The organism is Rhizobium sp. NLR10b, from assembly GCF_019685435.1.
Taxonomy (GTDB): domain Bacteria; phylum Pseudomonadota; class Alphaproteobacteria; order Rhizobiales; family Rhizobiaceae; genus Rhizobium.
In genome coordinates this window covers 210,109-221,517 of sequence record NZ_JABDWV010000008.1, presented here as the reverse complement: position 1 = coordinate 221,517, position 11,409 = coordinate 210,109, and the positions used below count along the sequence as shown (strand labels likewise).

Here is an 11,409-nt window from a genome sequence, read left to right as displayed (position 1 = left end):
CCGCTGGTTCAAGCAGGTCAAATCTCGTGGGTATCCCAGCACTGTTGTGGATCGCTATCGAAGCTAAGAAGACTGGCATGAATCATCCTCCTCATGGATTCACTAAATTTCTCGGCTATGCCTACTGTGCGGAAGCTATTGTATAAAAGACTTAGAAAAGTCCTCGCTGCTGCTCCCGTCGCACTAGCAGTTGGGGCTATTTTGAGCTCGCGCAATTCGGAACATCTAGCTAACTCCAAAAGTCCGCCGGTTCCACAAATGTATCGAATATCTCGGGTTTCCGTGTATTCAGTTGGTAGTATAGTGGAGAGAATTGCTGGTACTCTTCCCTATTTGTCCGATTTAACTTGTAAGCTTCTGCCGCTTCCCAGAACTGACCTGGTGAGTCTACATCGATGTCGAACCAGTACAAACCCAATGGATCGCCTCGTTGTAATTGTTGGGAAAACATGTCGTGCACTCGATACTCCCCATTTCTTTTCGCTTGAAAGTATCTGTCTGTTCCTGACTGAACAATCGTTTGCCGAACATCGATACGGGGAGAATGAGGTGATATCCAATTGTTGTAGAAATCCTCCACGTCTTGCAGTCTTGCAAAAGCTTCGTCGTACTCCTTCCGCGCGTCGAGCATAAAAGCTTGTGTCCACGGTGAATCGAGAACGTGCCCAGTCTCATAGACCAGGGCTGCCTTTTCAAGTGTCACCCGACCCGACAGCCATGTCGCAAGCAGGGGCGACGTGAGCAAGAGACCGGCCATACCCTTCGCCCCTTTCACACGCCAAATCTGATCCTGGAGCGAGTTGAGGTCCAACCGCATCGCGGGAATACTTTGCTGAATAAGACTCGGACGCATATAGTCGCTCAGACGTTGGCAAATCGAGTTGGCGATTGCGAGTGCGTCCTGTGCCAAGGCATCATCGATTTGGCCGCGAATTCGCAGTGGCAATAGTCTGATCTCGTTCTGGATGTCGTCCAGCTGGGTCTTGATCTCGTCGAGCTTCCGCGAGATTTCAGCGAGTTGGGTCCGAATAAGCTCCACACTTGCTAAGTAGTCGCCCTGATTATTCGCGCTGACGACTGCTGCATAGGCGTAGGCGAGAGCTACAACGGCCGCCACGATCGGCATAGCATCTTCCTCCCAATCCGAAACAACTTAAATTAGCATATAGAAATCGCCTTACCGATCAACCTATCCGTTTGGGCGACGCTGGTCGCAACTTTGAACCAAAGATCAAAGCTCTGAAGTGCCAGTGGAAGCAACTACCAAGAGCTTTCGCGGCGAGGCGCATCGGCTCGCCAAACGATCGAAGGCAGAATCCATGTTCGGCACGTCACATGGGACGGACCGCTCGAGCCGAACCTTCCCATCTGGTCAATGATGCGGATCGCAACTGAACGCGGCGACAGTACAAAGCAGCATAAAACATCGTCGTCTCCCTTCATCTCGGCCAAGCCGGATAGTAGTGGGTGCTCGCCCGTTTTGTGAGCGCCCGACTACACATGTTTTTGGCAATCAAGGTGGCCCTCGTCACGGCATAACTAGGTTATGGCACCTTCAAGAAGATCAACGCCTACGGGTGTCTACTGGAAGCCAACAAGCGCTTTCGCGCAGCCCAAACGTGAGAAATGCACGAACCGTTAACCATGTGGATTATCGACCAAAATTCCGCAAACAGAAGTTATGGAATTGTTATAGTCCGTCACCTGGGCGCTATTCTTCTCGTGTCCTAACTTCCGATAAGTACTGGTTATCGATGGTTATATGGTTAACCAGTTGGCCTATGCCAGAACTGCTATTATTTTAACGATTGAACCCACTCTGGAAGGCGCACCCCGATGACGACGACGGTAAAATTTCGGAGGCCAAAACCCACCTGTCCGAGCTGCTGGCCCGCGTTGAAGCCGGCGGGGACCGGGGAAATGATCCGGTGGCGCATTATTTTTAGGCAGTTCGCGAAAATCTGTTTCCGGCCAGGACCCGGAGTAATTGCCTTGGCTGCCTGAACCGCGCCGCGATATTCCGGCAGCGAGATTTCCGTGGCGTCATCCCCCACTCCGTGGGGCGCGGGACAATTGTCGCGATAGAGTCCAACGCTGGCTTTGGGCAGATTCAGCCATTGGTCGCCGCGCTGCAGATTAAATTTCGTTAATTGCGAGCGCGTCGATGCTGCTGCAGAGCACGTTGGAGTCGGTAAGAGGCCGCGGATCTAATAGCGACGGCGCCAGCTGGAGCCAATCGGGTTGCGCTGGCAACTGGATACCGTTTACGTCGCCGCGAAGGCGACCAGCAACTCATCGACGGTTTGCCGCATGCCAGTAGTGAGTTGGCGCCCTCGTTGCCAGAACACCACGTAGTGATAGACAGCGCCAGGTTCGAACGGCCTGAACTCCAGCCCGAATTGCCGATATTCGCGTGCAATTAGGCTATTGATAATCGAAATCCCGACGCCGGCCGCGACGTAGCCTACGTCATGGCCGTTCGCGTCGTATTCAACGGCGAGGTCCGGTTCTACGCCCCTGTACCGCAAGGCATTGATATTCATCTGATGAGCCGCAAACTGGGGTTCTATATCCACCAATGCCTCATCGATTATGTCCTCTGGCGTGATCACGTCTTTGACGGCCAGCCGATGCCCCGCCTGGAACAGGCAGACGTTCCTGGCCGTGGCGGCCGGCGCCCACTCGAAGGCACGCTCATCGAGCGGCAGGCGCGAAACTCCCAGATCCGCCCGACCGTTTAGAACATGCTCTGCGATCTGCTGGTGGCTGCCGGATTTGATCTGAAACGACAGGGGATTGCTTTGGCGGACGACTTGGATGGACCGGGGAATGGTATTCAGACAGAAAACGCCAGGAGCAGCCAAGCTCAATGAGCCCGCCTCTTCGTTGCGAATGGCAGCGATCGACTTTTCGATACGGTCGACGCTCTGTAGGGCGCCGTCGACGCTGCGCAACAGATCCCAGGCACGATCCGTCGGTACCAGCCGGTTGTTCTCCCGCGCAAACAGCGCGAGATCAACCTCCAGCTCAAGCTGCCGGATCTGCTGACTGACGGCCGGCTGGGTGATCTTGAGGATCTTTGCGGCATGCCGTTCCGATCCAGCGCGCAAGACCTCGCGAAAAATCTGGAGCTGCCGGATCGTCACGCCCGTCGTGGTTTTGCCGACCATATTTTCGGTCCTTTGGTATTGACCGGCCCGAGCCACATCGCCGTCAAAGAGAGGTTCTGCGAGGGTACGGGAAACGACATATAAGCTGCGCTTATCCCAATTAAGAGCAGCTTATAAATTGACGGCAAATTGTCAAAGTATAAATCTCAAATGAATGCGAACATTACTTGAGATTACAGGTATAAATAATGCTATCTGCGGTAGTATGAAGCGCTTTTTGATGAGAAACCGTACATAACGCGACCTTATTCCGGGACATCCCGATAAGGCGGAGAGGACGTGCGTGCTGAGCTTTGCACTTCAGTTCTTCAATGGTCTCCAGATCACAGTTTTACTGGCGCTCGCAAGCGGCGCGCTGGGATCACTTCTTGGTCTGCTTGTCGCCATGGTCAAACTGTCAAAGCTGGGTGTCTCAGCCCTCCTTGGTCAGGCATACACGACGATCGTGCGCGGCCTGCCCGAACTGCTCGTCATTCTCGTCGTCTATTTCGGGGGAACTGCGGCCATCACGGCGCTGACGGGCCGCTATGTCGAAATCAATGCCTTTGCAGCCGGTGTCGCCGCGCTGATGATTGTGATCGTGCTTGACGAGTGCGCGAAACAGGACGTGAAAGGCGACGCCGACGAGCGCATAGGCGATCGATCCTGCGGTGATGTAAAGAATGGTCGTCAGCATGATGTTGACGCCCATGGCCTCCATGGTCACGCCGGCGATCATTGCCGGGCGGGTGCATGCGAGAAACAACGTATCATCTTCGAGGTGCGGGGCGTTCGTCACGGCGATCAGCTCCCGACGATGGTGTTGACCAGTTCGGTCGCCCCGAAAATTCCGCCGATGCCGATGATCCAGAAACCTGCGCGCCTCAGATCCATGTATCCAAACATCCACGAAATGCAGATGATGATGACGGCAATGACCGCCAGCAGGCGGGCGATATTGCCGGTCAGCATGTCGACGATGTTCTGCAGCACGGTTTCGATACCGGCGGCCTGGGCGAAGGCCGGCTCGACCATGAAGGCGACGATCGCGGCCGCCATGAGGGTGGATTTTGCAAGGGGGCGAAGACGGGGTTTCGAGATCATTCGCTTTGCTCCAATCTATCGTTCTGGAAAACGAGAGCCGACGACCGCCGCCGGGAGTTATAAACATCCCATGGCTCGGCTTCAGCGGCCTCGGCGGGGTGTGAGGCTTGTTTGAGAGGCGCTTGCCTCGGCTGATCCTGCGGCGATGGGGCTGACGGGAGCTGGTCGTCCGTTCCCGCAATGGAGAGCGAGGCCAGCAGAGGCGATAGCCGCTTTCTTTCCTGGCGCACCTGCTCGTCATACCGGACTATTGCGCCGACCGATGGATCGCCGCGACCGTAATAGGAGCGGAGCATGACTGTCTCGGCTCGCGCCGGATCGTCGCCCGCGCGGAGAGCCTCACGGTAGTATCCGTCGAGAAGCGTCGCCGTGGCCTTGAGGCTCAGGCAAGGATCGAAGGCGTCCGCAAGGGACAGATCGAGTTTCTGAAGCGCCTCGATCCCGAGGCCGCCAAGACCGACCTGGATATCCTGGCGATCGGCCATCAGAGATGTGGCGTCCTCGATCGCCTCTTCCTTCGATGTGGGTTGGTCGGCAAGTGGCGGGCCGCTGTTGATGCGAATGGCGAGAGGCTGAAAACCGCTCTCAAGGCTGACGACGGCTGCCAGCGTTTCGACCTTGACCATCGGCGCGCAGGCTTGCGCGATATCGATGAAGGCAGCGGCCATTGTCAGTACCACACCCGCTGCGTCGTCGCGCCGTCGATGGTGACGTCGATATAGTGAGGCTGCGACCTCACATTCGGGCGCATGATCGGGTAACCCATGCACCGGTAGCGCCCATCCTGACGCTGCCAATGTGGTGACAGTACCGAATTGTCGTGGGTGCCAAAGTTGTCAGCATCATGCAAGCAGAGGGCATTGCTCACCGGTTGCGGTGAAGTCGCCACGCAGGTCACTTGCCCCCCGCCGGAACCGTCTCCTCCCCTCAGCCTGTATCCGGCATCGCAATAATAGGGTTCATAACCAGGCCGCGAGCTGTGAAAACCGACGCCGCTGCAGGTCGGGAACGCATGACCTCTGGCAAGCTCCCGCCACAATTTTTGGATCGGCGGCCGGCATTCACCAAATTGCGTCGGCCCTCCTGGATTCGAAAGGCACAGGATAACCTGGCATCCCCAAACTTCAGCTTGCGCTTTACTGCCGGAAATAAGATAGGATGGCGTCATGCAGCAGATCGCAAGCAATGATTTCAGCAGAAGGCTTTTCATGGGCAAACCCCTTCGACACGACGATGTTCCATCGCATTCGGGAGAGCTTGCACAGCTGCCTTCCCGAACTCATACTGCCTTATATAACACAGTTAAATGACATGACAAGCGCACTCAAAAAGCAATGGCAGAACCTTGCCTTCTCCGGACTTATTCTCCATGAGATCCTCGATCATCCATTGGAGGACGAGACGCCGCAGGCGCGACTGAAACAGGTCGGCATGATGACGATCCTCTACACGATGAGCCAGGCGCACCAGAAGCTAACCCTTTCGAATATCATCGAGATTACCGAGCTGACGCGAACTGGCGTCAAGGAAACCGTCGACCTTCTGGTCAAGCGTGGAATGCTGAGCGAGACGATGGTGAAGAATTCCATGGGCAGGGGAACGGCCCGGCAATTCGAGATTTCGGAGGATCTTTTGAACAAACTGAGTTCGTTCCGCGTCGGCCAGAAATCGGATTAAACTGACTTTCTTTCGCAAGTAACGGGACGCAACGGCGAATCATTTGTCGCCCGGTCGTGCTGCTGACCCGGAGAGAAAGGGTGGTCGGGCAACCCGCCCCCGGGCGGGTTCCAGACAGATAATTGAAGAGTATCGGAGAAATCAGCATAGCGCCGCCGAAGGCGGGATTTCGGGAATTCTCGCCACGCTAAGGGCGGAACAAGGGCAGCCGCAGGAGCCTCAGCATAGCGGCCGGCAGGGAGGCGGAACCGACTGCCCCCGCCCGTGCGTTCCTTTTTTCCCGAGAATATTCGCCGCACCTTGTCATCATTATCGCGCGGGAGCCTGGAAGGGGCGATGCGGTTGGCGGAAAAAACAATGCCGTCGAGCGGGCTCGGACCGATCGACGTCATTACCTTATGAGGCGCGCTCAGACCGCGCTTTCGAGTAGCCTCCTCGCCTTACCTTCCAGCTCCAGACGGACGTCCTGATGGTTCTTGTCACGTGCCAGGGCGGTGATTCCCTGAACGAAGTCGAAGACCGATTCCGGCGGGCGGCCTTCTTCGGAGAGAACAGTCTCGATGATCTTGCCCGTTTCACTTTTCGAGAAACCTCGCCGGCGCAGGAATGATTGTCTGTCATCATCGTCGTGGGCGACGATCCGCTCGCGCGCGGCCTGGATGCCTGCGACGAAAGCTGCAGGTGAGGAATTGGCAAAGCTTGTCAGCGCCGGTGCTGCTTCATGGACGAAACGCTCAGCAGCGAATTTGCTGTGCCGGATGCTGATCTCCTGGAAGTTTTCCGTGCCCCAGATGTTGCGGTTGGCGCAGACGGCACGCAGGTAGAAGGAGGCGATGCCGAGCGTTTTCGACCCCACCTCCGAGTTCCAGGCATAGAAGCCGCGAAAGAAGAGATCAGGTTCACCATTGGGCAGGCGCCCCGCCTCGATCGGATGAGTATCATCGACCAGGAACAGGAAGACATCACGGTCGGATGCGTAGAGCGTGGTCGTATCCTTGGAGATATCGACGAAGGGGTTATATGTCATGCTCGCCCAATCAAGCAGGCCCGGCACTTTCCAGATCGTGTCGCCGGTCCCGTTGCCGGCGATTTTCATTACGGCAGACACGAGCTCGTGGTCCCAGATCTTGCCGTAGTCGGGGCCGGTCACCGCCCGCAGCTCGACGCGGCCATCATCCATTTCGAGCGTCTTGACGAGCTCGGCACGATTGTTAAGCAGGCCATGTTGTAGATTGATCGCGGCAAGCGGCGCGGGAAGCTGGCGCATATAGGTGGCGGGCGCGCCTACCAGGTTGCAAAGCTGACCATAGCTCCAATGCGTCGGTGCCACCGGGCGTCGGTTGCCGGGTAAGATCAGCTCGAGCCGCTGGGAGTTGTCGCGACTGGCCTCGAGGCGGATCGACGAACTTTCCACCGTTCGGGCGTGAGCGCGCTCAGCACGGGACCTGACCGCACGTAGAGTTCGCCAAGAGAAAGATAGCGCTCATCAGCAGGTCGAGAGAACCATTCGGACGAGACGCGGCCATTGCGCTCACCGCGCGAGATGTCGACCCTGAAGCCAGATGCCGGTTGCGAGGCGGAGGTGATGGAGTCCATGACATTTGCTCCTTGAAACGAAAGTGGTCCGGCCTCCTGTTGGAGCCGGACCATGCGCGTGGATCGGAATCGAAGGCCCGGCATACCCGCCGGACCATATCGGTCGGATGGTTAAAGCCTACTCGGCAGCATCTAGATGCTTCTGCTCCTGCCGAAAGGCGTCATCCGGCTCTGCCGTCGCTTGCTCGGCGTTCACCTCGTCACTGAGAAAGGCCGGAAGATCTGAAGCCGCGGCTTCGACCAGAACATCATCGGCAGCGCGGTGGGCGATCTCACCGACTGCTGTTCCGGAGCTGTCTGCCGATGCGTCTTCAATCGCCATTTTCAGCGGCTCGGGTAGCCAGCCGCTGCCGTCGAGCAGGCGCTCGGCTTCGCGCGCCATATCGGCTTTCTTCAGATGATCGATCAGGTGAGCGGCTTGTTCGCCCTTCGCCTCCCGCACGGCCTGCAGGATCTGAGCCTTGGTGACCCTTCCAAGATAGGCGTCGACTGTCGGCATCCAGCCGGCACCGGCCATGTCGAAGCCGATTGCACGGGCGAGCTGGTCGGCATGAGCGATCGCGCGGGTGCGTTTGTTCCATGGCTCGATTACGGCATTCAGCGAGAGGGATGCGCAATGGGCAAACAATGCCAGCCGGCTGACCTCATCGAGCCCGATCAGAAAGTCCCAGAGATCCTCGGGTAGCTTCGGAAGGTCCTGGCCCCATGCTTCCTGCCGCTGATCGATCTCCCTGGCCCAGACGGTGCCGGAGAGCCCTTCCGTCTGGCCGAAGGTGGCGCTTTGCAGCGTCAGTTCCAGGCACGTGCCCGACCCATAATGGTAGAAGCTCTTCAGGACGAAGGCGTGCAGCACGGCGATGAATGCGACAGCCGGATTGTTGGCGAGCGCATTGCGCAGCGCCACCGTTCGCGTCGCCGTCAGATCGACAAGCAGACGATCGGATATCGGGCGGATGGCACCGTCCTCCTCTTCTGCCTCATCACCGGCAGCGGCCCGACCGTCGAGCGTTGCCCCACCGGTGGACGATGATCCACTCACCTCGTAGCCGTCATCGCTCCCGGACATCACTGCCTCGGTCTCCACCGTCTCCGGCTGCGGTTCGTCTTCCGGCCGGACAAATCCGCGCTCGATCTTCAGTTCGCCGCCGGCGCCAAGAGAGATGAACGCGCCCCCACGGGCGACATCCTGAGGATCGAAGACATATGGCCGGTCGTTGATCCTGTCGAGCTCGTTCCCGAGTTCCTCCAGCCGATGTTCGGTCTGCTCGCACGCTTCCTCGGCCTCCGCATAGGCTGCATCCAGATCGTCGTATTCGGCCTTCAGCGTGCCGTATCGAGCAGTCTCTTCGTCGGTCATTTCGGCCTGGTGCCCATAGAAGCGACGCAGCCCGGCTGTATGCCCGTAGGGAAAGTCGAAGGCCGCTTCGACCCACTTCCAGCCTTCCGCAGCCTTTATTGCTTCTGCATCTGCCGCCAGTTTCTCGAGCGCCAATTGCTCGAGCAGCGCCGGATCCTGAAGCCACCCGCCGTTGTCCTGCTCGAACAGGTCGCGCATCACGACACCGCCTGCGGCTTCATAGACATCGATGCCAACATAGACGGTCCTGCGATCGCTCGCGCGGATCGTCGTTTCGGTCAGGAGCCTGCGGATGTAATAGGGTTCACGAACCTGCTGGCGCGAGACCGTGTCCCAGACCTGCTCCTGGCGGACGTGGTCGTTGCTGATGGAAAAAGCCATGATCTGTTCAAGTTTCATCTCCTCATTGGCGTAGAGTTCGAGCAGTCGCGGCGAGACCGAAGCCAGGCGCAGGCGCTGCCGGACGGTGGCGGCCGAGACAAAGAAGCGCGCTGCGATTTCCTCTTCGCCAACCCCCTGCCCGCACAAGGCCTGGAACGCGCGGTATTGGTCGAGGGGATGAAGTTCGACGCGCTGGACATTTTCCGCGAGAGAATCCTCGGTTTCGAGGCTATCGCCGCTGCTGACGATGCAGGGAATACCGGCTGTCTTTGCCAGCCGTTTGCGGGAGACCAGCAGCTCAAGCGCACGATAACGCCGGCCACCGGCGGGGATGCGATAAAAGCCGGTCTCCTTGCCGTCGCCGTCGACTTCAGCACGCACATTCAGGCTGGTCAGCAGTCCGCGACGTGCTATGTCCTCCGCAAGATCTTCGATCGAGACTCCTGCCTTGATCCGACGGACGTTCTGCTCGCTCAGGATCAGTTTATTGAAAGGGATGTCGCGTCCAACGTTCAATGTGATTTTCTCGATGGCCTGTGCCATTTCGCTTCTCCGTGACGAGCCGGCCGGAGCTCTCTCCTGCCTTCCAAACCCGTCTCAGAATCCCCCTCCCTCCTCTCCCTCTTGCGTATACTCGCCTGGAATGATCGCAGGAGACCCCGATTGCCTCGGCGTTTTTCGAAGTCGCAAGTTCTTCTGGTGGATTTGTTGGCGAGACCTACGTCTGGCGCGGCCAAAGTGTTGGCAAGTTTCGGTACATCCAGTCTGAATTGATCGACGATGTTGCGCCAGTTCTGACTTCCGGCTTTGCAATGGATTTCGCCGATGGGGCCGGCAAGCTTCAGCGGCGGCGGCGTGGTGCTCGGTGCCGCCCTCCTGCCTTTCCTCAACACGCTCCTGCTGCCGCCGGCTTCGGCCTAAGCCGAAGTACAGCGCGATTCGGCTGCCTCAATCGATCGCCTCGTCGGCGTGGCTGAGATCGGAGGCGATTGCCTTGTCGAGCACCTTCTGGATGTTGGCGACACGCCGGAAGGAAGGCTCCTGGGTCTTGCCCGCACGCACTGCCTGGACAAAACGCTGGTAGCTCGTTTCCACCGGATCGAAGGGCAGGTCACGCCAGGTCGCAGTATGCACGTCTTCGCCGAGGCAGGCGCGCAGCGTCGATTTGCCGGTTCCGATGCTGACCATCACCGAGGTGTCGCGACGCAGCGGCGTTGCCTCATCAGCTCTGCGCTTCTATGAGGAGCGTGGGTTGATCGCATCGGAGCGCGCCGGCTCGGGACACCGACGCTACCACCGGTCTGCATTGCGGCGGATCGCTTTCATCGTCTTTGCACAGCGGATCGGGCTGACGCTTGAGGAGATCGGCGCCGAACTCGCTAAGCTGCCGGCCGATCGCGTACCGTCACGTCGGGATTGGTCGCGGCTGTCGAGCGCGTGGGCAAAGCGTATCGACCAGCGCATAGCCGAGTTACAGCGCCTACGGTCCGGTCTTGGCGAATGCATCGGTTGCGGCTGCCTGTCGATCGACCGATGTCGCTTGGCGAACCCTGCCGACGTGGCAGGGCGCAAAGGGCCGGGAGCGAGGTACTGGCTGGGGTGAATGAGCCTCCAATGGTATGCCGAACGATCTACGATCTTGCCGGTTATTCAATGTGTCATGTCCCGACTTCACCTCCACACTGAAGATTGACTTATGGCGGAACGCTACCCGCATAACCTGATCTCAACAGCCGAAACGACGATTCGAATGTCTGCTTCAAGAAATGAACACAGTATCCCAGGCCACGATCGCCAAGATTGCCGTATAGGTCAGGTGATGAGCGAGCTGGTCGGCACCGTGAAGTATCCAGAATGAACGAGTATTGACCGGGTGCGGCTGACGTTGACCGTGGATGGCCTTCAAGTGGTCGATGAGGAAATGGATCAGAAACTCGCCGGAGGCAATGGCGAAAATCCACATCGGATCCGTGATTGCAACCAAGAGGATTGGCGCGGTGGCGAGGGCGTGGATGCCAGCGTGGACATAAGCGCCCGGCTTCTTGAAGTTCCCTTTGCCGGCAATCATCCATTCGGGCTGCAGGACATAGTCAGCCATGAAGTGCTTGGTTTGCAACCAAATCAGCGTTGTGAGCAGCAGCATCG

The 11,409-nt window shown here is 58.1% G+C and carries 10 protein-coding genes and 3 pseudogenes; 3 read left to right on the top strand and 10 right to left on the bottom strand.

The genetic code is table 11. The features are described 5' to 3' along the window. Nucleotides 1-229 precede the first annotated feature (229 nt). The gene (locus HJB91_RS15725; protein ID WP_221155288.1) at nt 230-1,126 is read right to left on the bottom strand and encodes a hypothetical protein; all 897 of its coding nucleotides are present in this window, start codon (nt 1,124-1,126) and stop codon (nt 230-232) included. A gap of 682 nt (nt 1,127-1,808) precedes the next feature. Between HJB91_RS15725 and HJB91_RS31260 the strand changes: the two are divergent. Continuing rightward, a pseudogene (locus tag HJB91_RS31260) lies at nt 1,809-1,934 on the top strand (type II toxin-antitoxin system Phd/YefM family antitoxin); the annotation flags it as partial. Nucleotides 1,935-2,264: 330 nt separating this feature from the next. Here HJB91_RS31260 and HJB91_RS15720 read toward each other — a convergent pair. The 5 genes from HJB91_RS15720 to HJB91_RS15700 form a co-directional block, all read right to left on the bottom strand. Beyond that, nucleotides 2,265-3,170 (bottom strand): LysR family transcriptional regulator, encoded by a 906-nt coding sequence (locus HJB91_RS15720; protein WP_221155287.1) that lies wholly within the window; start codon nt 3,168-3,170, stop codon nt 2,265-2,267. Nucleotides 3,171-3,582: 412 nt separating this feature from the next. Next, the gene (locus HJB91_RS30745; RefSeq protein ID WP_259669901.1) at nt 3,583-3,888 is read right to left on the bottom strand and encodes a VirB3 family type IV secretion system protein; all 306 of its coding nucleotides are present in this window, start codon (nt 3,886-3,888) and stop codon (nt 3,583-3,585) included. A 65-nt stretch (nt 3,889-3,953) separates the two neighbouring features. Next, nucleotides 3,954-4,253 carry a TrbC/VirB2 family protein gene (locus HJB91_RS15710; protein ID WP_221128376.1) on the bottom strand — a complete coding sequence of 100 codons (300 nt, stop codon included), beginning with the start codon at nt 4,251-4,253 and terminating at the stop codon, nt 3,954-3,956. Further along, nucleotides 4,250-4,921 carry a transglycosylase SLT domain-containing protein gene (locus HJB91_RS15705; protein WP_221155284.1) on the bottom strand — a complete coding sequence of 224 codons (672 nt, stop codon included), beginning with the start codon at nt 4,919-4,921 and terminating at the stop codon, nt 4,250-4,252. The genes HJB91_RS15710 and HJB91_RS15705 overlap by 4 nt, the downstream gene beginning before the upstream one ends. Before the next feature lie 2 nt (nt 4,922-4,923). After that, on the bottom strand, nt 4,924-5,463 hold the full coding sequence (locus HJB91_RS15700; protein WP_221155282.1) for a hypothetical protein: 540 nt from the start codon (nt 5,461-5,463) through the stop codon (nt 4,924-4,926). Nucleotides 5,464-5,564: 101 nt separating this feature from the next. On the opposite strand from HJB91_RS15700, the gene HJB91_RS15695 reads away from it, so the two are divergent. Next, entirely contained in the window at nt 5,565-5,930 is a 366-nt protein-coding gene (locus HJB91_RS15695) for a MarR family transcriptional regulator (protein ID WP_085782007.1), read from the top strand. 409 nt (nt 5,931-6,339) lie between these two features. Here the strand turns inward: HJB91_RS15695 and HJB91_RS15690 are convergent. The 3 genes and pseudogenes from HJB91_RS15690 to HJB91_RS15680 form a co-directional block, all read right to left on the bottom strand. Next, nucleotides 6,340-7,526, bottom strand: a pseudogene (locus HJB91_RS15690) (DUF932 domain-containing protein). 118 nt (nt 7,527-7,644) lie between these two features. After that, on the bottom strand, nt 7,645-9,807 hold the full coding sequence (locus HJB91_RS15685) for a ParB/RepB/Spo0J family partition protein (RefSeq protein WP_221155280.1): 2,163 nt from the start codon (nt 9,805-9,807) through the stop codon (nt 7,645-7,647). Between the two features lie 405 nt (nt 9,808-10,212). Then, a pseudogene (locus HJB91_RS15680) lies at nt 10,213-10,440 on the bottom strand (gfo/Idh/MocA family oxidoreductase); the annotation flags it as partial. Nucleotide 10,441: 1 nt separating this feature from the next. Here HJB91_RS15680 and soxR point away from each other — a divergent pair. After that, the gene (gene soxR, locus HJB91_RS15675) at nt 10,442-10,867 is read left to right on the top strand and encodes a redox-sensitive transcriptional activator SoxR (protein ID WP_221155278.1); all 426 of its coding nucleotides are present in this window, start codon (nt 10,442-10,444) and stop codon (nt 10,865-10,867) included. A 156-nt stretch (nt 10,868-11,023) separates the two neighbouring features. Here the strand turns inward: soxR and HJB91_RS15670 are convergent, their stop codons facing one another. Further along, nucleotides 11,024-11,407 (bottom strand): DUF3307 domain-containing protein, encoded by a 384-nt coding sequence (locus HJB91_RS15670; protein ID WP_259669898.1) that lies wholly within the window; start codon nt 11,405-11,407, stop codon nt 11,024-11,026. Between the last annotated feature and the right edge of the window lie 2 nt (nt 11,408-11,409).